Genomic DNA, 22,264 nt, shown 5'->3' on the forward strand with positions numbered 1-22,264 from the left:
CATTAGAATTTAAAATTTATCTATTTTATGAGTCCTTTTTCTTGACGTAGTACCAATGTGATAAGGATGATATTGAAGTATTAATACTTCAGAGATTCATCAAGAAATTAAAAGAAGATATGGCAGAAGCTGAAAGAACCATTGGTGAAATGATTAAGCTAGCACAGGAACTACCTGACTTTAGTATAATCAAATCTATTCCAGGTATTGGAGATAACCTAGCTGCACGTATTATTGCAGAACTAGGTGACATGACAAGATTTAAAAAGAAGAATGAGTTAGTAGCCTTTGCCGGACTGGATCCAAGAATCAGTGAAAGTGGACAGAATGACGGGGATCATATGCACATTACTAAAAAAGGCAATAAACGATTAAGGTGTTTATTATATCTGGCTGTAACGTGTTCTATAAGGCTTAAGAGAGATGATAATAGTATTAAGGATTTCTATATAAAGAAAAAGCAGCAATCAAACCCGATGTGTTCGAAAGCTGCAAAGACTGCATGTGCTAGTAAATTAGTACGAATAATTTATAGCATGTGCAAAACTGGTGAGTTATACCAGTACAATAAATAACAACGAGATTATACACCAAAACTACCCTGAAAAAAAGCGCTTTTTCTTCAGGGTTTTTCAGCATGCAATAAAAACCATGAAAAATTATTGATATAATTTTTGAATTTTTTCTTGATTTCTATTATCCAATTTTTTTAAGTCATCTATGATAGTCAAATTGTCATTCATCTGTTTCACAAAACCACCTACTCTTTTCAATACTATTTTAATTGAATTAGTTAATAAAAAAACACCCAAGACTCCGTTAGTTAGACGGAGAGGAGTGTTTTCAGAACACATCTGCAAGTAGTAGTCTTGTAGTAGTTCTATTCATATAATAATCCTTTTTACAAACCATTGTGTTAACACAAACACACAAAGACAAAAAAACAAGAATAAATCAACCTTAACTGCTTTTAATATGTTAATCCAATCTGTTTTTTTTCAATAGCCATTCTTTTTAACTTTTTATCTATCTGTTTTGCGATTTTATAATCTTCTTCAAATTGAAAGTTATGTTGTATGACCGGATTTTTCGATATATATACATATACCTTACCTATATTTGATAATTCAATTTCAACACCTACATACACTTTTTTCAATTCAATAAAAATACTCGTATTAAACGTACTAATTAACACTCTATGAGAAAATAATGGTGATTTGCCTTTATATCTAGCATGTTCATAAACTATTTGACTTCTAACAATATCACAAAATTTGTAAGTCCCTAAACTACCATCACATATTGTAAATTCTTTGTTCTTCTCATCAAAAAGGATGCTGTCAGCTATTTTATTGATATACAATGTTGAGATGCTCATTATTTCTTAACTCCTCAGATTTTTGCATAACATATATCAAACTTAATCCATTCTCTGCTGCAAATTTTGTAGCTTCTTGAATATCAAAAAACAGCCCATTTCCTTGTTCATAGTAAACAATCCATTCATCAGGGTTAATTGACTCATTATTTTCTAATGGCCGAGCTCTTGTAGGAACGGCTGTGATTGTATTTGTCAAAGAGCCCACGTAAACTGGCGTACTTAGAGCTGTGCTAGCATACTCAGCAACATTAATATTATATGTTATTGCATTATTGGCAGAATGAACAAGCTTAGATGATTGACTTGGAGAGATTGTACACCCATATTGTAGAGCATAATGCTGGCAATTTGATCCATATAAACTAATATCATTAGCATAAGTGATTGTACCATTATTATGTTGTACACTTATGTTATACCAATACGAATACGCGTAAACTGAAAGATAGCTTCCTATCACTTGTGCTCTCTTGTTGTAAGAAGCCGCATATAAACTAATAGTCGACATGCTTATAATACTAATACACAAAATCAAAGTAATAATGCCATAATATATTTTATTTTTCATCACATATTTCCTTTCTTTTATTTTTCTTTTATTTTTTTACATCAAGTAAGTATGACCATATAAACTGTGTCCATTGCTATCACATCTCCTAAAATATGATTTCTTATTATTATCTTAATTTTTCCACCATTTAAATATAAGACTACACAATTAACTTTCATATTAAGACTTTATTTACAAGATTGTGTCAACGAAAAAGGGTGTTTCTAAAACATATTTTCAAATAATTGTCTAGTAGTAGTTCTATGCATAGAATAATCCTTTACCTTTCCTTCTGTGTTAACAAATAATGATAAAACACCAATTAAAGCAATTGTGTCATATCAAAATTTTAATTACAATAATCTTAGAAAGATTCATGGAGGATCAAATACATATGTATTACTTATTATTCACTGTACAATTCATCTTATTTTTCATTGCACTTACAGATTATTCAAAATGGAAACTAATTTCATTTTTCACCATTACTGCAGTATTGATTCTATATAGTATCTATACACATGATACAGGGCAAATCATCATGTGTATTTTGGACATGGTTTTCATTGGTTTCTATTGGTTTTATAAGAAAAGACACTAAATAATAGTCAGGAACACTTATAGATCGTATTATAATTAATGCTTGATTGATGTAATGTAATGGAAATTTTAGTTTATACACAAACAGGAGTAAATTATATTTTCCATAGAAACGGAAATGCAGCAGGCTTCACACCTTTACTGATAAGATGACAAACCAGTAGTTAGTAAATAATATATTTTATTAATTCCAGAGTATTTGTAACAAAGAGACGTAATGTTTCTTTGTTTTTTTGTAAAGGTTTTCAAAACTATCTATAAACAGAAAAAAAGCCCTTATATAAGGGCTTTATTCACAAGATGGCGTCGACGGAGGGATATAACTCTATGTCTTTTTATATCTCAGCAATTCTGAATTTCCCTTTACATAAAGCAGGGAATTATAATAATTAACAGCATTCTATTTAAGTTTTATGTATAAAGGTTTTCAAAATGTTTTCAAATAAACATTTTTTATTCGTTTACGCCTTTTATTAGAATTGTCTCATGCTCTCTTAATTTAAATGTTAAAATATCAGATCTGATTATAGAACCTTCCAGAAATTTTATAAAATTAAAACTAGTAAATAAAAACCAATGTGTAGCATTTTTCTCAATAATTCGCCATGCTGGTTCTATGTCATATCCCGTATTCTTTTTTCGAGTTGATGGTACAAAGTCATTTGTTAAATCAAATAAACTATTAGGAACCACCTTATAAATACCCTGATCCATTTCTAGTTGTCTTTTTTGAATTCTTGTACGCAATGCACGAGGCGAATTAAATTCTTTTTGTTTACCTTTAATATATTCTTCAATAGAATCAATTACGGGTTGTATTTCATAAATTTCACAAGTAAAACTTCCGTCCTCTTGAAAAATAGCACCTTGTTCCTTCATTACTTTCAAAAAAGATTTTAGCTTTACGTCATCTGGAAAAATTTGATACCAATCCCCCATTTTATTCTGTACTTTTATTCGATATGGCATAAGTAAATCTATCCTCTTTTCTATAAAATAAGGAGAGAATATTTCTCTCCTTCATTAGTTTTATTTTCTGCAGTCGAAAGAATAATTAATCTTCTTTTCGAGCATGTTTTCCAGTAAATGCAACACCTGCTAATCCTAGAACACCACTTAATGCATAGAATCCTAAAGCAGTTCCTGCACCCGTATTGACTGTATCTGTCTTTTTCTGAGCTTCAGACTGAGCTTTCTTAGCTTCCTCCTCTGCCTTCTTAGCTTCCTCTTCTGCCTTTTTAGCTTCTTCTTCTGCTTTTTTCTTTGCCTCTTCTTCGGCTTTCTTAGCCTCTTCTTCTTTTTTGATCTTATCTAGATAAGAAGTCAAAGCTTTATTTGCTTTATCAAGCTCAGCTTTTGCAGTTTCGTAGTCACGACTTGCACTTTCCAATTGTTCTTTATTTGCATTCCATTGAGCTTCTACACCTAAGAACACATTTAAAGCAGTTGCATATTCCTCGTATGCAGTTCGCATAGAACCCATTTTTGAATACAATCCAAGTACAACATCATTGTCACTGTCAACGACATCCATGAACCCTGTTGGATCTGCACTTAACTTCTTATAAGCTTCATATGCTTTTTCGACTTGTCCTTTGACATCTTCAATAGAAGCTTGCTCATTTTCTAATTGACCAATAGTTTCATCTAATTTTGTAATAGCTCCGTTGAAGTCTTCAATTGCTTTTTGATATGCACCAATCTGTTCCTGAGTATTTACAATCTCTGCTTTCAAATCATTTAAACTCTTTTGTTTTAAAGTAGCTGTTTCAAAATCAGTTTTTGCAGTCTGTACCGCACTTGCTTTTTCAGCTTCTTCTGCTTTTGCAGTTTCTAACTCATCCACTTTTTGTTGAGCATCTTCTTTTGCAGTCTCTAATGTTGCCTGACTTGCCTCATATAAAGCCTTTTTAGTTCTTTCGTTATTTTTAGCTTCGCCTAAAATCTTTGATTTAGCATCAACATCTTTTTCTGCCACATCCAGATTTGCTTTTGCTGTTTCGATACCTTTATTTGCTTCATCTAAGATATCTTTTCTCTTTTTCAAAGTTGCTTGTGCATCATTTACAATACCTTTTTTGCTTTCAACATTCTGATCTGCAGACTTCTTCTCTTGTTGAGCATTTTCAAGAGCTTTTTGTGCCTCTGCACGATCAACAGTTTCTAACTGTGCTTTCTGTGTCTTTAAGCCGACAATTTCCTTTGCCATATTTAAAGCAGTATTATCATCGCGCAACTTGTCAAATGCCGCCTGCTTAGTCGCTACATCTGCCTCAGCACGTGCAGTCGCATTGGTTGCCTGTGTAACCTGTGTTTGCACAGTTGCTACATTTGTTTGTGCATTTGTCTGAGCCGCAGTCTTAGTACCTAAAACTTGTCTCTGATTTTCCAACTCTGCCTTTAGAGCTTCTAATTTTAACTCTCCATCCTTCAAGATACCATCTGCATTCATCAGCTTGTTATAGTATTCATTGAACTGAGCTTCAAATTCATCAATGGTCATCGTATTAACTTCCGTAATATAGTTGGAACGAGCTACATAATCAAACACTTGTCCCGCGTTGCATCTGTATCCATCTGGAGCAGGTGTCTTCGAATAGATATAGGCTGTTCCTGTTACATCACTGTTTAATCCAATTAGATTCTTATAGTGTCCAATTTGGATATTTCCATGTCCTACAGCATTCATGACCTCATTGTATTTAGTTTCATCATTTCGTACTTCGGTAATTGTCCACCCTTTGGCAGTGATATAATCATAGACTTGCTTTTCTGAATCATACCATCCCTCATAAAGTCCTTTATCGTCTTCTGAGATAGGAGATCCCATAATGTTTTCTCCGACATTATAAAGGTGAGAGTGTCCTGGCTTTTTTCCGTTAGCAGTTGCATTGATTTGCACCTGTGCAATCGCAAACAATGTTGGATTTACTTTTAAATCTTCTCGTCCTGTGAAGTTTGTGTCACTGGTTCTTAAAGCATTTCCATATCGTACCATACTTAATGCACGTTTAAAGTTTTCTAAACTTGTTGCATCATTTTCTGCTCCGATATTCGTACTTCCACCATTTGCAGTGCTTTGTTCCTCTAAGATTTTTAAAGCATCTGTGTATCCGTAAGCTTCAAAGAATCCTTTTGATCCTTGTTCGATTTTTGCTTGAGCTTGTTCTTTATCTGCTCGTAGTTGTGTAACTACCTTTTCTTGTGCAATGACAGCTTCTTGAGCTTCACTTACCTTTCTCTGGTGTGTCATAACATCCTGCTTTGCTTTTTCTAGTTTAGCTTTCGCAGTCTCTAATTCTTTTTCTTTAGATGCTTGATTAGCTTTCGCAGTCTCTAACTGTGCCTTTGCCTCATTTAATGCAGTTTCTGCATCGTTGATAGTTTGATTTAGTACATCTAAAGCCTTTTGCTTCTCTGTAATTTGTGCATCTAAATTAAGAATTTCCTGATTGACATCTGAAAGGCTTTTTTCTGCACTTGTTACAGCATTTGCTTTTGCTGTTTGATTTTCAAGTGCGACTTGTAGATTTGTCTGTGCAGTGACTAATTCATTTTCTGCATTTTTGATATCTGCCTCATACTGAGCTTTGATTGTAGGATCACTTGCACCATCGTAGATTGCCTTTTTTTCATTGTAGTTAGCTACGGCAGTATCTAATGCTTTTTGTGCCTCATTCACACTTGTCTGTGCTTCTGCATAGGCTTTTTGTGCATTTTCTACATTCTGTGTGGCTTCTGTTACTTTTGCTTCGGCTTCTGCCTTTTGTTGTGTTAAGATTGAAACAGTTGTTTGTGCCTCTTCTAAAGATTTTTGAGCTTCTGCTAAAGCTTTTCCTTTTTCTTCAACATCTTTTGAAATCTCTTCTTCAGATGTTCCGTTTAGTAAAGCATCATATTTTTTCTGAGCTTCCTGTAATTTAGAGTTAGCATCGGCAAGTGCATTTGTTGTTTCATCCAATTGTGTCTGCAATGACTTTTTCTGTTCATTGGCTTGTCCTAATTTCTTTTGATTTTCTTCTAGATTGGCCACTTGTTTTTCTAACTCGCTTACAATAGCTTTCTGTGCTTCTAAAGAAGATGCATCATAATTGCTCTTTAATGTATTGACATTTGCCTTTGTAGGTACATAAGTGCCTTCATTGTATGTATCATAAACTTTTTGAGCTTTTTCTTCTGCTTCTTTTGCTTCATCAGCTTTCTTCTGAGCCTCATTGATTTTTTCTTGTAATAATTCTTTTTCTGTCTTTTCTATAGTCGTAGTTTCTTTTTCTGATGTTGCAGGTTCTATTACGCTATTGTTATTTTCTTCTGCAAATACACTTAACTGTCCTGCCTGTGTCAACACTAAACTAGTAGCAGCAAGACTTGATAATAATTTTTCCTTTTTCATTAAACTATCCTTACCTTTCATCTGAGATATCAAAAATACAGATTCATTAACAATTAGAAGTGTTCTTTTCAGCTTTAAGTTTATTCATGAAATCCAATGTTTCATTCAACTCTTTCTCATCAAGATTTTTTAAAGATTCTTTAATACTTTTCAAAATCTCTAGCTCTTCCAAAGTTATATTTTCCATAATATACTCCCCAAGTATCTACAAGAAACATTATAGTATCTTTCATAGACTTGGTCAAACGATTACATTGATTAAAGATACTTTTCATAATTATAATTATGAAATAGAAAGGTTTATTACAATGAGTGATGAAATAGGAACACGTGTTAAGAAAGTTAGATTACGTAAAGGAATCAGTCAAGAACAATTTGGAGAAATAATAGGTATTAAAAAAGCAGCTGTATCTAAAATTGAAAATGGTGAAAACAGTCTATCAAAAGGAAATCTATTAGCCATTTGTCGCCAATTCAATGTAAATAAAGAATGGTTAATCAATGGAAACGGTGAGATGTTTACCCCTAAATCAAAAGAAGATGAAATTCGAAATTTCTATGAAAACGCTATTTCTTCTAATTCTGATATTGCGAAAATTCAAAGAAAATTCATATCTACTTTAGTCTCACTAGACGAAGAAGAATGGATTGTATTAGATCGATTCATGAAACATTATATTTATCAAAAATAACAAACTTTACTATCCAATTTGATAGAATAAAAATAAATAAAGCGATACAAAGCACAGACATATGCTACCGTATCGCTTTTTCTAATCATTCATTGTTTTTAAATTTGTTATATTCCTCAACTACCTCATTTACATCCTTCATATCATCAAATAACATTTCTAATATGACTTGTTTAGTAGGCTCAACCACAGAAGAAACACTATCTTTAATGAAATTAATTATAGTATTTAATGCCTTTCTATTCGATGCTTTAGCTGAAATCAGTTCAAAAGGACTATAATCTTTATTTGTTATTCTATTTCCTGCCGAATCTTAGCAATCCCAAATGGCTCTTATTGTGATGAAATGTTTGGCGAAATAATAAAATAATTGCCGTAAGCCTTTATTTTAAAGGGTTATGCACTCGCCATCGCTTGGCGAATAAATAGCTGTATAATGGCGAATTAACAGAAATATCGTAACAAATTTAAATAAATGATGTTTTAGTTATTTTTTGTCAAAAAAATGTAAATGTCGTCACAAATGTCGTCAAAAATACCATTAAGCATAAAAAAAGCCCTTATATAAGGGCTTTATTCACAAGATGGCGTCGACGGAGGGATTCGAACCCCCGACCGTGCGCTTAGAAGGCGCATGCTCTATCCGGCTGAGCTACGTCGACAACGCATACATTTTATAACATAATCAAAATATATGCAAGCCAAAATTTAAATATTTAGTCTAACTCAAAAGCACCCGTGTACAATTGATAGTATTTACCCTTTTGTTTCAACAAGTCCTCATGATTACCACGCTCAATAATATGACCTTGTTCTAACACCATGATCGCATCACTATTTTGGATAGTTGAAAGTCTATGTGCAATCACAAATACCGTTCTTCCTTCCATCAACTTATCCATACCTTCCTGAACGATTCTTTCTGTATGTGTATCAATGGAACTTGTTGCTTCATCCAAAATCAAAACAGGAGGATTGGCAACAGCTGCACGTGCAATGGATAAAAGTTGTCTTTGTCCTTGCGATAAAGATTCTCCACCTGCATGAATCATTGTGTCATAACCATGTTCTAAGTGTTTAATAAATTCATGTGCATTCGAAAGTTTACTAGCCGCAATACACTCTTCATCACTCGCATCTAAACGACCATAACGAATGTTATCCATGATTGTACCAGTAAACAAGTTTGTATCCTGTAATACAATACCTAATGATTTTCTAAGATCTGCTTTCTTGATTAGTTTTACATCAATACCATCATACGTAATGGAACCCGATTGAATATCATAAAAACGATTGATTAGATTCGTGATTGTTGTTTTACCAGCACCTGTAGCTCCTACAAAGGCAATCTTTTGTCCTGGTTTCGCAAATAGAGAAACATCAAATAAAATCTGTTTATCTGGATTATAAGAGAAGTTCACATTTTCAAAACGAACATCTCCACGAAGTGGAACCAATTCATCTTGCCCATCTTTTCTTGGATGATGCCAAGCCCAGTGATCATGATCAATTTGTTCTAAAGTCACGATACCATCATCCACTTCACTTTCCATATCTATGATTTCATAAATACGCTTAGCTCCTGCATCTGCCATTATTACTGCATTTAGCTGCATACTAATTTGTCCAATTGGATTTGTGAAACTACGATTTAATTGTAAGAAAGCGGCAATGCCACCTAATGTTAATCCTGCAATATGATTTAGGGCAAAGATAGAACCAACTACCGCAACAAGTACATAAGAAATGTACCCAATATTCATTACGACTGGCATTAAAACATTCGCAAACGTATTCGCATTGGCACTTGCTTCAAACAACGCATCATTTACTTGATCAAAATCTTTGATACTTTGTTCTTCATGCGTAAAAACTTTAATGACTTTACTTCCTTCCATCATTTCTTCAATAAAACCATTTTCTACACCCAATTGTTTTTGTTGGGCAATAAAGTATTTACCTGATTTTGCCGAAATCTTTTTTGAAGTATACACCATCAATAAACCACATGCGATTGTTAAAACAGCCAATGGAACATTTAAGATGAACATGGAAATCGTAACTGAGATAATCGTCATTAAAGATACAATAACCTGAGGAATACTTTGAGAAATTAGCTGTCTTAAAGTATCCGTATCATTTGTATAAACAGACATGATATCCCCATGTGCATGTGTATCAAAGAAGCACAATGGCAATGTCTGCATATGTTCAAACAATTCATCACGAATATGTTTTAAAGTACCCAATGAAATTGTTACCATTATACGATTAAATCCATACGTAGCTAAAATACCAACACCATAAATCATTACCAATTCCATTAATGCATTGAATAAAGGCGTATAATTCGGAACTGTTTGTGATAATAACGGAACAATATAATCATCAATCAAGCTCTTTAAAAACATGCTTCCATATACATTGGCGATACTAGATACAATGATCAATACAAGCACAATAAAACTTTCAATCTTATAAGAAGTGATTGTTTCTTTAATAACTCGCTTTAGACTATTTGTATCTCTATTGTTCATCAAAGTCACCTCCATTATTTTGTGCTTCAAACGTTTCTTTATACATCGCATTTGATTTTAATAATTCTTCATGCGTACCTAAACCAGAAATTTTTCCATCGTCAATCACAAGAATCTGATCTGCATCTTGAATACTTGAAACACGCTGTGAAATAATGATTCGAGTTGTATGTGGAATCTTCTCTAAGAATGCTTGTCGAATCAAAGCATCGGTTTTTGTATCCACGGCACTTGTAGAATCATCTAAAATCAAAATTTTAGGACTCTTTAGTATGGCTCTTGCGATACACAAACGCTGTCTTTGTCCACCCGAAACATTCGTACCATCTTGCTCAATATACGTATCATATTTATTTGGCATCAACTGAATAAATTCATCCGCCTGTGCTAATTTACAAGCTTCCATGATCTCTTCATCTGTCGCATTTGGATTACCCCAACGCATATTCTCTTTGATTTTTCCCGAAAATAAAACATTCTTTTGTAGAACCATGGCCACATTATCGCGCAATACTTTTAAATCATAATCACGAACATCCATTCCCGCTACTTTAACACTACCTTGTGTTACATCATATAGTCTTGGAATCAATTGTACTAAACTCGATTTACTAGATCCCGTTGTTCCAAGAATTCCTAGTGTTGATCCTGAAGGAATGTGCAAATCAATATGACTTAAAATGTCTTCATCATTTCCATAATGAAATGAAACATCTTCAAAATCAATGGTTCCATTGGCCACAGTTTGAACTCCGTTTTCTGGACTTGTTAAATCGGATTCTTGATTTAATACTTCGGCAATACGTTTTCCACTCGCAATCGACATTGTCACCATGACAAAAACCATACTCATCATCATCAATGACATCAAAATACTTGCAGTATATGTAAATAAAGACATCAATTCTCCGGTTGTCATGTTTTGAGCCACAATTTGATGAGCCCCTAACCACGAAATCAAAATAATTGTGCCATACATACAAAGCTGCATAACAGGCGAATTAAACACTAAGATTTTTTCCGCTTTCCCTTGAATACTAAAAATAGTCTCACTTTCATTACGGAACTTTTCAATTTCATGATCCTTACGAACAAAAGATTTCACGACACGAATGCCTAGAATATTTTCTTGAATACTCGCATTTAAAAAATCATAGCGAGAAAATAATCGACTAAAGATGGGACTTACAATAAAAATAATTCCAAACAAAACGACTCCCAAAAATAAAACCGTAACCACAAAAATCATTGCCATTCGTATATTAATGATAAAAGCCATGATCAAAGATGCGATTAACATCAATGGTGCACGAACACAAACACGAATAATCATCTGATATGCATTTTGTATATTTGTCACATCCGTCATCATACGTGTGATTAATCCACTTGTTGAATAAGCGTCAATATTTGAAAAAGAAAAGTTTTGAATATTACGATACTCTGCCTTTCTTAAATTCTTCGCAAAACCACTCGATGCGATTGCCGCATGCTTTCCACTTTTAGCACCAGCCCATAAAGATACAAAGGCGGCCACCAACATTAAAGTACCATAAAACCAAATTGAACCCATATTTCCTTTTTCAATACCATTATCCACTAATAATGCCATCAAAAATGGAATAAACACTTCAAGTATGGCTTCGATTGAAACATAAATCGGACTCAATAACGTATCCTTTTTATATTCTTTAACTTCATTCAATAAAGTCTTGACCATAATAAACCTCCATTATTCTAAATCTTCAATTATTCTAAATTTTCAGCTAGCTCTTTTAAGATTTCTAACAATTGCACCTTCTTCTCGTCACCTAAAACATTTCCAAATCTAGATTCCATTGTACGAATCTGCTTCACGATATCTTCATGAAGATCCTGCTCTTTTTGAGTCAACACAATAGCACGAACTCTTTTATCCTTTTGATTCAATTTTCTTTCAATAAACCCCTTCTGTTCCAAGCGATTTAAAATCCCTGTAACTGTGGGATTCGAAATATGAAAATGTTCCTCAATATCTCTTTGAATAACTGGATCCTTATCCGTAAAATGTAGATATCCTAAGACGTCTTGTTGAGATTTAGTTAAATCATATTTTTTTAAACCTTCATTCATATGTTTGTCCATTTTTTTCTTGATTAAACTAAAATAAAAACCAATCTCATTATTGTCACACATTTTCCTCACCTCATTTCCATAGCATGCTATATATTTACATAGTACGCTATATATATTACTATAATAATTCCATTTGTCAATTCTTGTTTTTTTAGATATCATAAATATGTATGAAAAAAAATGAAGAATATATTGTAACATGTATCGATGATACAGATTTAAATAGTGGTGTTGTAAAAATTGACGATATGGTTGTCTTTGTGCCAAACTTATTGATTGGTGAAAAGGCAAAAATCAAAATCGTAAAAGTCAACAAAAAATATGCTTTTGGCATAATTACTCAACTTTTAAAGCCAAGTATAAATCGCCAAGAACTTACTTGTGAAGTTGCTAAAACATGTGGTGGGTGCCAACTTCAACACATGAAGTATGCTTATCAATTAGACTATAAATATAAACATGTCAAAAAATTATTTGAAGATATTGAAGTAAAGTCAATACTAGGTATGGATTCTCCTTGGTACTATCGTAACAAAGCACAGTTTCCGGTTAAAATCAAAGATGGTAAGGTCCTGATGGGTTTTTATCGCCAACATTCAAACGACGTTGTGACATGTAAAGAATGCAAGATTCAAGATTTTACAATCAATAAAATCTTTGGCTTCATTCAAAAACATATCACAATTGAAATGGCAGAAGGCTTACGCCACATCTTTATCCGCCACTCAAGTACAGATGAAATTCAAGTGGTATTTATTGGTAAAAATGAAAAGAATATTTTGTCTTTGTCTAAACTATTAAAAAACACATTCTCAAACATCACAAGTATTGTATTTAACTACAACACACGAAATGACAACGTGATCTTAGGTGATACATATAAAGTCTTATATGGAAATGACTACATCATTGAAAAATGTTTAGGTAACAAAGTGAAATTGCACTTTAAATCCTTCTTCCAAGTCAACCCTATACAGATGGAAGTTTTGTACAATCAAGCCATTAAAGCCGCTAATCTTTCTGGAAACGAAACATGCATTGATATGTATGCAGGCACAGGTACCATTGGTATGGCTGTCAGTAAACATGCGAAAAGCGTGATTGGTGTTGAAATCGTTAAAGAAGCCGTTGATAATGCCAACGACAATACAAAAATGAATCACCTTGATAATTGTCACTATGTTTGTCAGGATGCCACAGATTTTGCACACGAACGTAAAAGCGATAAAATTGATGTCGTCTTTATTGATCCACCAAGAAAAGGAATGGCAGAAAATGGAATCCAAGATACGGTGACCATGCAGCCCGAAAAGATTATATACGTTTCTTGCAATCCTAAAACGTTATCACGAGATTTAAAAATCTTTAAAAATTATGGATACCAATGCGAATACGTTCAACCTGTAGACATGTTTTGTCAAACAACCGGACTTGAATGTGTTGCCAAACTCAGTAAAATAGTGTAATATTTTAACACTATGAGGCCGTGGTGGAATTGGTAGACACGCTACTTTGAGGGGGTAGTGAGTTGTGCTCGTGTGCGTTCAAATCGCATCGGCCTCACCATATAGATATAAAAAGTGCTTCGGCACTTTTTTTATTTTCCACACAAAAAAACTAGACCAAACGGCCTAGTTAGTCTTTACTTGGAAATTTAAATACTTGCTCCCCCTCTTTTGTCACTAAGTATTTTCCACGCGCAATATATTCAACATAATCTGGATTTGTCAGATTCTGTTTTGCCTTCTCCAATTCTTTCTTTTTAGAAGACAATTCTTTTTTTTCTTTTTCCTTTTGAACAATACTCGACTTTAACTCATGCGTCATTGACAATTGCTGCAAACCACCCATGATTAAAAAGCCAGACATAACCAGCATTGCGATATATACAAAGAAATGTTGAACTTTTTTTCGTTTTCCCTTCATACTTTTATCCCCTTTTTACTATAGCATATAATAGAAAGCGATTTCAATGTAAATTATTTCACACGCATAGCTAAAATCGCAATGTCACTAGGATTTATACCAGAAATACGACTTGCTTGTCCTAATGTTAAAGGCTTGATAGCTGTTAATTTTTGTCTTGCCTCCAAAGATAAATTATCCATATTTTCATAATCCAAATCTGCAGGAAGTTTCATTTTTTCCATCTGCTGTAAATGTTTCGCATCGCGCTTTGCCTTGGCAATATACCCAGCATACTTTGTCTGGATCTCAATCTGCTCATTGATTTGAGTTTCGTAATCCAATCCCGTATATTTTGCCAAGCCCTTAACTGTAATTTTTGGACGTTTAATTAAATCCAATGCACTACATCCATGTGCCAATGGATCAAAGCCCAAGCTATCAAGATATTCATTGACTTCACTATTCGGTTTAATATGTGCATTTGAAAGTTCTTCTCGAGCAACCTCAATATCATTCATCTTCTTTTTATATGCATCATATCTTTCTTGTGAAACCAAACCAATTTCATAGCCTTTTTCAAGCAATCTTTGATCCGCATTGTCATGACGTAACAACAATCTATATTCCGCTCTTGAAGTTAATAAACGATAAGGTTCCTTTGTTCCTTTTGTACATAAATCATCTAACATGACACCAATATAAGCTTCATCACGACGAAGAACAAATTGTTCTTTACCATCCACTTTCAATGCCGCATTCGCCCCAGCCATCAATCCTTGACCAGCTGCTTCTTCGTATCCGCTCGTACCATTGACCTGTCCTGCAGTAAATAAATTCTCAACAATTTTATTTTCCATATTCGGCTTCATCTGAAGTGGATCAATCGCATCATATTCAATCGCATACGCATATTTTTCAATCACACAATTTTCAAGTCCCGGCAAAGAATGAACCATCTTTTCCTGTACATCAATAGGCATTGATGTTGAGAATCCTTGAATGTAAATTGTATCTAATTCTTTAGATTCAGGCTCTAAGAAAAGCTGATGTCTTTCTTTATCCGCAAAACGAACCAATTTATCTTCAATACTTGGGCAATAACGAGGACCTACCCCTTTTACTAACCCAGAATACATTGCAGAATCATGCAAATGTGTATGAATGATTTCATGCGTTTCTGGCTGTGTATAAATTAAATGGCAAATCTCTTGTTTTTCAAAAGGCAATACATCCTCTTGTTTTGTTGTTTCACTAAAGCGCAAAAATTGATTTGTCCCTGGTTGTGGTTCTGTCTTTGAAAAATCAATTGTATCCATTTTAATACGAGCTGGTGTTCCCGTCTTTAAACGGAAAGTTTTAATTCCAGCCTCACGCAATGATTCTGACAACGTATTAACCGTCCTTTGATCTTCTGGACCAGAAACAGTGGAAGTATGTCCTCTTAAAACATTACTTGCCATATAAGTACCTGTTGTCAAAACAACCGTCTTACTTTCAATAAATGTTCCATCTTCTAGCTCAACACCACAGGCTTTTCCATCCTTGATTACAACAATTTTACATGCTGCCTCAATAATATCTAAATTATCCTGTTCTTCTAATGCCTTTTTCATAAAACGTTTATAGGCAATCTTATCGCTTTGAACACGCAAACTCCATACTCCAGGTCCTTTTGTCGTATTCAACATCTTAAACTGTAAAGCCGTCTTATCTGCCGCAATAGGCATCATACCACCCAAGGCATCAATTTCTCGAACTACGATTCCTTTTGCCGGTCCACCTACACTAGGATTACATGGCATCGAACCAATCATATCTTTACTTAAAGTCACGATAGCCGTTTTCTTATTCATTCGACTCGCCGCTAAACAAGCCTCAATTCCGGCATGTCCAGCTCCAACAACTACTACATCATACATTTTATACACCCGATTTCTTTCTTAGTTGAAAGTGAAAAATATTTTGTGGAACTTTTAAATACAAAGTAACTACCACATATACAATTACACTTAATAAACCATTTAAACACATCTTGAACAAACATGAAAGTTTTGATCCTTCAACACCATACAATCCAACTTTAGATAGAAGTATTGAAGTAATCCATAACGCTAACAATCCAATCAAAATACGCACTACAATAATTAAAGTTTTACGATATGAAATGTTGTATACATCTTGAATCTCTTTTAAATTTTTATAAATGATATATCCTGTACCAATAAAACTTGAAATAACAGCACCTGCGATCCCCATGATCCATACAAATGGAATCAAAAGAACTCCTTTGATCAATACACCAATCGCAAGATTTTTTAATACATTTTTTCTTAATTCCAAAGAAACCATTAAATTCGTAACTAACGGAGCTAATGTAGATAAGAAACCTTCCAAAGCCATCCATTGTACAACGAATGTACACAATTCTAAGTTTTCGGAATAATATAACGTGTAATTCAATGGTCCTGCATACGCAAAAATACAAAACGATACAGGAATAGCTACATATAAAACTACGTTGATACTATCCAACACATTTTTCTTAACTAACTTATAATTTTTCTTTGACAAAGCCTCTGAAATATGCGGAATTATCGCTGTCGCAAAACCAGGGCCCAAAATCATTGGGATCGCATTTAATTTACCTGCCACATAATTTGATGCAGAAATGACAGTCGTTGTATCTTTGGCATTATAATGCATTTTTAATCCTGTAGGAAGTAAGAAACCATTAAATACCTGGTCAATATTTCCTAAAATCGCAACCACTAAATAAGGAATAGCTAGGATAAGAATTTCTCTGAAGATTTTCTTAGCTGAATGAGAACGTGTCGTTTGTCTTTGTACCATTTCATCCACTACACATTGGTGTTTACGATCAAAATACGCAAATTGAGAAATTGCCGCAATCGTTGCCACAGAAGTTGACATAACCGCCGCATATAATGCATACTTTTTATCCCATCCAAACGCATAGACTACAAGGCATGCTGCACTTAGTAAAAAGGCAACGCGGAACACTTGTTCAAAAGCTTGTGAAAAAGCATATTCTTCCATTTCTTTTAAGCCTTGATAATATCCTCTAAATGCAGATAATACAGGAACAAGAAAAATCGCTAGAGATAATATTTTCAAACAATTTGCCATGATATCGGCATTCTTGGCGACCATAGCTGGCGCAATTACATTCGATAAAGTAAATAAGAGGATCATTCCAACAAATCCCGTTAAGCCTAAAATCGCAAAAGCAATTTTCTTTACCAGAATAACACTTTTCGCATCTTCTAAAGCAATATAACGAGCTACAAGTGTGGCCACGGCAAAAGGGACTCCCGACTGAAATATCGTCAATAAATACGCATATATATTATAAGATTGTGCATATACAGACTGATACGCTTCCGATTGAAGTATATATGAAAATGGAATTGTATAAGCCAATCCAATTAGTTTTGATACAAATAGACCGCCTGTTCCGATCAGGCCGCCAACAATAATCGACTTTTTGGCCGCTGAAGATTTCGACATAAAATAAATACCCCCAATTTCATAATTATAACATACATCCTTAAAAGTATTATGATTTTTTAAACATTAAGAGTATAGTAAAGATAAGGAGTGTGAGATTATGTATCCAGCCTATATACATACGCAAACTACGGCTCGAAACATTGATCATGCAGCCATCAAAACATACCAGATTCCAAGTTTGATTTTGATGGAACATGCAGCTTTAAAATCAGCCGAAATTATTGAACAAATCACAAATACAAACCAATCTATCTGTATTCTTTGCGGTCCTGGAAATAATGGTGCCGATGGATTAGCAATCGCAAGACTTCTACAGCCTAAATATCCAAATCTATATGTTGTGGTTCCAGAAATCAAAAAGATGTCGGAAGATGAAAAAATTCAATTTCAAATGGTACAAAATTTAAAAATTCCATTCAGCAAAAATCTTCCTAATGTCACTTATGACATTTATATTGATTGCCTTTTTGGCAATGGATTATCTAGAGATATTACCGGATTTTATAAAACTATGATTCAAAATGTAAACACATCTCAGTCCACCATTATCAGTATTGATATGCCTAGTGGCATTGATTCCACTATGGGAAATGTTCTAGGATGCGCCATTCATGCAGATTACACAATTAGCTTGGATTGCTACAAACAAGGACAATGGCTAAATGAAGGAAAAAATCATTGTGGCAAATTATATCTCGTAGATATCGGAATTCCTCAAATTCTTCATCAAAAATGCATGGACAAAATTAAAATATTAAATGAGGAGGATATTCATCTTCCAAATCGCCCATTGAATGCACATAAGTCAACTTTTGGAAAAGCCCTAATGATTGGCGGAAGTCAAAACATGCATGGTGCAATCCACATGGCAAGTCTTAGTGCTTATAAAAGTGGTATCGGTACTCTTACTTTGATGGTTCCAGAATGTATTTCTAATGTTCTCGCAATCAAATCCGATTTTTATATGCTTCTTCAATGTGCCGATCGTAATGGTATATTTAGTTCTAAAGCCATTGATTTGTTGAAACAAAATATTAACAATTATTCAATTATTTCAATTGGAAATGGCATGCAAAAAAACAACATTACTATCGCTTTAGTTGAACAAGCTTTAAAGAGTGACAAAAAAATAGTACTTGATGCCGATGCATTATGGGCTGCACAAAAGAATATTGAATTATTAAAACGGAGTGAAACCACAATTTTAACTCCGCATATTAAAGAAATGTCCGATTTAACAGGTATCCATGTTTCTACCATTATATCAAATCCATTCGAAGTGGCTCGCGACTTTTCAAAAGAATATCCAAGCTGCGTACTCATACTAAAATCAAGTCAAACCTATATTGCCCATCAAGGCAGTGTCTATGTTTTAGATGCACAAAATGCAGGTCTGGCAAAAGGCGGCAGTGGGGATATTTTATGTGGTATTGTCGTTGCGATGCTTGGACAGTGCAAAGATAGTTTACAAGCGGCTCTATGTGCTACCTATATTCATTCGCAAAGTGCTAAACTTGATATAGATTTGGCAAGTTTCATGCCAGAAGATATTATCAACAATATTCCAAACACATTAAAAAGGCTGAGATCCTAGTGATTCTCAGCCTCATCTTTTTGTATCAAATTTTTCAATGTTAAAACAGCACATTTCATTAATGGTTTTAAATCATGATTTTGAATGTTTGATAATCCTGCTTTTTCTCTTTCCTGATTCGCTAAACATAAAAACATAGCTCCACTACGAACATGACGAGTTTGTCCTACGATAAACACAGTACTTGATTCCATTTCCGAAGCCAGACAATCCAGTCTGCAATACGCATCCCATTTGTTTTGCAACTCTTGATAAACTGGCATTGTTTCCAGTGCATGCTGACCAAAAAAAGAATCCTTACTTTGAACAACACCTACATGATAAGGCAGATTAAGTTTTTTTGCACTTTCTACTTGAGCATTTAAAACTTCAAAATGAGGAACAGCTGGAAATTCAATAGGTGCATATTCACGTGTTGTACCTTCTTGGCGAATGGCACCACTTGCAATCACAATATCTCCACCTTGAACATCAAGACGCATACCACCACATGTACCTACACGTAAAAAGGTATGACACCCTAGTTGAATAAGCTCTTCCATTGCGATTGCAATACTGGCTCCACCAATACCAGTTGAAACTACGCTGCATAATACTCCATTAATATAGCCTGAATATGTAACATATTCACGGTTGTCCGCAACAAAATATGCATCATCTAAATAAGATGCGATATCCTTTACTCTTTTGGGATCTCCCGTTAAAATAACATAATCTCCAACACCATTTTCCTCTAATTGAGTATGATATTGTTTATTTGAACCTTCTGTGTAATCAATCATAATATATCCTAGAAAGATTGGAATTGTAAATAGTAGACATTTGGATGAAACATTGCCGTATTAAAGCTATAAGCCTGACAATCATCATTTTCTCCATCCCAGTCATTATTCAATTTGGATAATAAATCATCGATTTCATCTTCACTCAAATCACTTGTCGCATAAAACTCCATGCAACCAGCTAAACTCGGCTGTAATCGACTTGGAGAATAAGACATCTTTGAACAAATTTCATTCAATGCGTTTTGAACAACTTCAACAACAGCATCATCTTCTTTGTCAACAACTACATGCAATCTTATCTTCATTATACGTTCACCTTATCTACTACATAGTTACATAATTTTTTTAAGTTTGTATCATTAGACAAAGTGATAACTTTACCCAAACTTAAATTCAATGCTGCAATAACGGGTTTACCATTATCCATCAATACATTTAAAGTACCAGTAGTATTTTCGTAATATACATCAAACAAATAACTTTGTTTTCCGTTATCTTCTTTCTTTTCTCTTAAATCAAAATGGAAAGTATCTTTATTTTTTAAAATAATACGAACAGCTCCTGCCCCAGAGCTAGGAATTGATTTTGCCATAGAAACCTCCTACTTTTTATTAGCATCATATGTAAGCATAATGCCTAAATTCGCATAAATACTTAAATCTACATCCGCAACATCACAAGTCACATGAGCCTGCATACCTTTTAATTTTGGTAACATAGCTAATGCTTTTTTTGCATCTTCACTATGCAAAGCAGAAACAGATAACGCAATTAAAATTTCATTTGAATGAAGTCTTGGATTTACCGAACCAAGATATTCTGTTTTTAAGTTTTGGATAGGTAAAATAGCTTCTGGTGAAATTAAAACTTTCTTTTTATCAATTCCTGCAAGATGTTTTAATACATTCATTAAAACGGCTGAACAAGCACCCATTAAATTCGTTGTTTTTCCTGTAATTATTGTTCCATCATCCAATTCAATAGCACCAGATAAAGAATGAGTTTGTTCTTCTTTTTTACGTGCAGCAACAACACAAGGACGATCTAATTCTGTAATACCCGCTTTGTTCATAACAACTTCTTGTTTTTGAACTTCTTCATATGAACATAGTTCATGAGCATATCTTGTTTTACTTACAAAATAACGACGAATGATTTCCTGGTTACTTGCATTACAACATGCTTCATCATCACTAATACATAAACCCGCCATATTTACACCCATATCTGTAGGACTTTGATAAGGACTTGAACCATATATTTCTTCAAAAATGTTCTTTAGGACAGGAAAAATCTCAATGTCACGATTATAATTAACTGTTACTTCATTGTAAGCCTGTAAATGGAATGGGTCAATCATATTTACATCGGCCAAATCTGCAGTTGCAGCTTCATAAGCCAAATTTACAGGATGATTCAAAGGTAAATTCCAAATAGGGAACGTTTCATATTTTGCGTATCCTGCCTTAATGCCATGTTTATGTTCATGATATAACTGTGATAAACAAGTAGCCATTTTACCGCTACCAGGACCTGGAGCCGTCACAACAACTAAAGGTCTTGTTGTCTTAACATAATCATTCTTTCCAAATCCAGAATCAGAAATGATTTTTTTAGTATCTGTAGGATATCCTTCAATAAAGTAGTGGAAATATACGTCAATTTTTCTACGTTTCAAACGAGCTTTAAATAAATCAACTGCTTTTTGACGATTGTATTGTGTTACAACAACACTTCCAACATATAATCCTCGTTGAGTAAATTCATTGATCAAACGTAAAACATCTTCTTGATATGTAATTTGTAAATCGGAACGAGTTTTATTTTGTTCAATATCATTAGCATTAATGACAATGACAATTTCAGCATCATCTTTTAACTGCATCAACATTTGTAATTTTGAATCTGGCGAAAATCCAGGTAATACGCGAGAAGCATGATTATCATCAAATAATTTTCCACCAAACTCCAAATATAATTTATCTCCAAATTGAGAAATTCTTTCTTTAATATGCTCTGACTGCATTTCTAAATATTTTTGATTATTAAATCCAATTTTTTTCATAATTTCAATCTCCATACAACTCATGATTTTACAATAAAATTACAAAAAAGGCAAAAAAAAAGGACCCGGCAGCTAGCTATCTTCGCAGGGGCAAGCCCAACTATTGT

Annotated in this window: 21 protein-coding genes and 2 tRNA genes; 7 read left to right on the forward strand and 16 right to left on the reverse strand. The window is 33.7% G+C overall.

Annotated features, from left to right (window positions below; translation table 11 throughout):
- Nucleotides 1–119: 119 nt before the first annotated feature.
- Nucleotides 120–575 (forward strand): transposase, encoded by a 456-nt coding sequence (locus tag KTQ83_RS06945; protein WP_217256367.1) that lies wholly within the window; start codon nucleotides 120–122, stop codon nucleotides 573–575.
- 395 nt (nucleotides 576–970) lie between these two features.
- Here KTQ83_RS06945 and KTQ83_RS06950 read toward each other — a convergent pair whose 3' ends face one another.
- Together KTQ83_RS06950 and KTQ83_RS06955 are read right to left on the reverse strand one after the other, a co-directional pair.
- The gene (locus KTQ83_RS06950; RefSeq protein ID WP_217256368.1) at nucleotides 971–1,381 is read right to left on the reverse strand and encodes a hypothetical protein; all 411 of its coding nucleotides are present in this window, start codon (nucleotides 1,379–1,381) and stop codon (nucleotides 971–973) included.
- Nucleotides 1,353–1,952: a hypothetical protein gene (locus KTQ83_RS06955; protein WP_217256369.1), complete on the reverse strand. Its 600-nt coding sequence runs from the start codon at nucleotides 1,950–1,952 to the stop codon at nucleotides 1,353–1,355. The genes KTQ83_RS06950 and KTQ83_RS06955 overlap by 29 nt, the downstream gene beginning before the upstream one ends.
- A 376-nt stretch (nucleotides 1,953–2,328) precedes the next feature.
- On the opposite strand from KTQ83_RS06955, the gene KTQ83_RS06960 reads away from it, so the two are divergent.
- The gene (locus tag KTQ83_RS06960; RefSeq protein ID WP_217256370.1) at nucleotides 2,329–2,535 is read left to right on the forward strand and encodes a hypothetical protein; all 207 of its coding nucleotides are present in this window, start codon (nucleotides 2,329–2,331) and stop codon (nucleotides 2,533–2,535) included.
- 59 nt (nucleotides 2,536–2,594) lie between these two features.
- Nucleotides 2,595–2,687, forward strand: coding sequence for a DUF6440 family protein (locus tag KTQ83_RS12295; protein ID WP_227403071.1), 93 nt, complete (start codon nucleotides 2,595–2,597; stop codon nucleotides 2,685–2,687).
- 300 nt (nucleotides 2,688–2,987) lie between these two features.
- Here the strand turns inward: KTQ83_RS12295 and KTQ83_RS06965 are convergent, their stop codons facing one another.
- The 3 genes from KTQ83_RS06965 to KTQ83_RS06975 form a co-directional block, all read right to left on the reverse strand.
- On the reverse strand, nucleotides 2,988–3,503 hold the full coding sequence (locus KTQ83_RS06965) for a hypothetical protein (RefSeq protein ID WP_217256371.1): 516 nt from the start codon (nucleotides 3,501–3,503) through the stop codon (nucleotides 2,988–2,990).
- A gap of 85 nt (nucleotides 3,504–3,588) precedes the next feature.
- Nucleotides 3,589–6,927 (reverse strand): coiled-coil domain-containing protein, encoded by a 3,339-nt coding sequence (locus tag KTQ83_RS06970; protein WP_217256372.1) that lies wholly within the window; start codon nucleotides 6,925–6,927, stop codon nucleotides 3,589–3,591.
- 46 nt (nucleotides 6,928–6,973) lie between these two features.
- The gene (locus tag KTQ83_RS06975) at nucleotides 6,974–7,114 is read right to left on the reverse strand and encodes a hypothetical protein (RefSeq protein ID WP_003865986.1); all 141 of its coding nucleotides are present in this window, start codon (nucleotides 7,112–7,114) and stop codon (nucleotides 6,974–6,976) included.
- A gap of 121 nt (nucleotides 7,115–7,235) precedes the next feature.
- Between KTQ83_RS06975 and KTQ83_RS06980 the strand changes: the two genes are divergently transcribed.
- Entirely contained in the window at nucleotides 7,236–7,619 is a 384-nt protein-coding gene (locus tag KTQ83_RS06980; RefSeq protein ID WP_217256373.1) for a helix-turn-helix domain-containing protein, read from the forward strand.
- 585 nt (nucleotides 7,620–8,204) lie between these two features.
- Here the strand turns inward: KTQ83_RS06980 and KTQ83_RS06985 are convergent.
- From KTQ83_RS06985 to KTQ83_RS07000, 4 genes are all read right to left on the reverse strand, one after another.
- Nucleotides 8,205–8,281: transfer RNA gene (locus KTQ83_RS06985), tRNA-Arg, on the reverse strand.
- 54 nt (nucleotides 8,282–8,335) lie between these two features.
- Nucleotides 8,336–10,159, reverse strand: a complete 1,824-nt coding sequence (locus KTQ83_RS06990) for an ABC transporter ATP-binding protein (RefSeq protein WP_217256374.1) — start codon at nucleotides 10,157–10,159, stop codon at nucleotides 8,336–8,338.
- Nucleotides 10,149–11,879, reverse strand: a complete 1,731-nt coding sequence (locus KTQ83_RS06995; RefSeq protein ID WP_217256375.1) for an ABC transporter ATP-binding protein — start codon at nucleotides 11,877–11,879, stop codon at nucleotides 10,149–10,151. The genes KTQ83_RS06990 and KTQ83_RS06995 overlap by 11 nt, the downstream gene beginning before the upstream one ends.
- Nucleotides 11,880–11,908: 29 nt before the next feature.
- Complete coding sequence (locus KTQ83_RS07000) at nucleotides 11,909–12,334, reverse strand: MarR family winged helix-turn-helix transcriptional regulator (protein ID WP_158551100.1); 426 nt, start codon at nucleotides 12,332–12,334, stop codon at nucleotides 11,909–11,911.
- Nucleotides 12,335–12,444: 110 nt separating this feature from the next.
- On the opposite strand from KTQ83_RS07000, the gene rlmD reads away from it, so the two are divergent.
- Together rlmD and KTQ83_RS07010 are read left to right on the forward strand one after the other, a co-directional pair.
- Nucleotides 12,445–13,740, forward strand: a complete 1,296-nt coding sequence (gene rlmD, locus KTQ83_RS07005) for a 23S rRNA (uracil(1939)-C(5))-methyltransferase RlmD (protein WP_186998981.1) — start codon at nucleotides 12,445–12,447, stop codon at nucleotides 13,738–13,740.
- 14 nt (nucleotides 13,741–13,754) lie between these two features.
- Nucleotides 13,755–13,840: transfer RNA gene (locus tag KTQ83_RS07010), tRNA-Leu, on the forward strand.
- 69 nt (nucleotides 13,841–13,909) lie between these two features.
- On the opposite strand, the gene KTQ83_RS07015 is transcribed toward KTQ83_RS07010, so the two are convergent.
- Genes KTQ83_RS07015 through KTQ83_RS07025 form a run of 3 tightly spaced genes read right to left on the reverse strand, consistent with a single transcriptional unit; the run spans nucleotide 13,910 to nucleotide 17,710 of the window.
- The gene (locus tag KTQ83_RS07015) at nucleotides 13,910–14,200 is read right to left on the reverse strand and encodes a septum formation initiator family protein (protein ID WP_117926585.1); all 291 of its coding nucleotides are present in this window, start codon (nucleotides 14,198–14,200) and stop codon (nucleotides 13,910–13,912) included.
- A gap of 53 nt (nucleotides 14,201–14,253) precedes the next feature.
- Nucleotides 14,254–16,101: a tRNA uridine-5-carboxymethylaminomethyl(34) synthesis enzyme MnmG gene (mnmG, locus tag KTQ83_RS07020; protein WP_217256376.1), complete on the reverse strand. Its 1,848-nt coding sequence runs from the start codon at nucleotides 16,099–16,101 to the stop codon at nucleotides 14,254–14,256.
- Nucleotide 16,102: 1 nt separating this feature from the next.
- The gene (locus KTQ83_RS07025) at nucleotides 16,103–17,710 is read right to left on the reverse strand and encodes an oligosaccharide flippase family protein (protein WP_186998983.1); all 1,608 of its coding nucleotides are present in this window, start codon (nucleotides 17,708–17,710) and stop codon (nucleotides 16,103–16,105) included.
- 100 nt (nucleotides 17,711–17,810) lie between these two features.
- Between KTQ83_RS07025 and KTQ83_RS07030 the strand changes: the two genes are divergently transcribed.
- Entirely contained in the window at nucleotides 17,811–19,307 is a 1,497-nt protein-coding gene (locus tag KTQ83_RS07030; RefSeq protein WP_217256377.1) for an NAD(P)H-hydrate dehydratase, read from the forward strand.
- On the opposite strand, the gene KTQ83_RS07035 is transcribed toward KTQ83_RS07030, so the two are convergent.
- Genes KTQ83_RS07035 through KTQ83_RS07050 form a run of 4 tightly spaced genes read right to left on the reverse strand, consistent with a single transcriptional unit; the run spans nucleotide 19,304 to nucleotide 22,157 of the window.
- Nucleotides 19,304–20,089 carry a nucleoside phosphorylase gene (locus KTQ83_RS07035; protein WP_217256378.1) on the reverse strand — a complete coding sequence of 262 codons (786 nt, stop codon included), beginning with the start codon at nucleotides 20,087–20,089 and terminating at the stop codon, nucleotides 19,304–19,306. The two genes, KTQ83_RS07030 and KTQ83_RS07035, sit on opposite strands and share 4 nt — an antisense overlap.
- 8 nt (nucleotides 20,090–20,097) lie before the next feature.
- Nucleotides 20,098–20,397 (reverse strand): hypothetical protein, encoded by a 300-nt coding sequence (locus tag KTQ83_RS07040; protein WP_217256379.1) that lies wholly within the window; start codon nucleotides 20,395–20,397, stop codon nucleotides 20,098–20,100.
- On the reverse strand, nucleotides 20,397–20,684 hold the full coding sequence (locus tag KTQ83_RS07045) for a hypothetical protein (protein ID WP_217256380.1): 288 nt from the start codon (nucleotides 20,682–20,684) through the stop codon (nucleotides 20,397–20,399). Before KTQ83_RS07045 ends, KTQ83_RS07040 begins: the two co-directional genes overlap by 1 nt.
- A gap of 9 nt (nucleotides 20,685–20,693) precedes the next feature.
- Nucleotides 20,694–22,157, reverse strand: a complete 1,464-nt coding sequence (locus KTQ83_RS07050; protein WP_217256381.1) for a DUF1846 domain-containing protein — start codon at nucleotides 22,155–22,157, stop codon at nucleotides 20,694–20,696.
- Nucleotides 22,158–22,264: the final 107 nt, after the last annotated feature.

It is taken from the genome of Holdemanella porci (assembly GCF_019052655.1).
In the GTDB taxonomy this organism is placed as follows: domain Bacteria; phylum Bacillota_I; class Bacilli_A; order Erysipelotrichales; family Erysipelotrichaceae; genus Holdemanella; species Holdemanella hominis.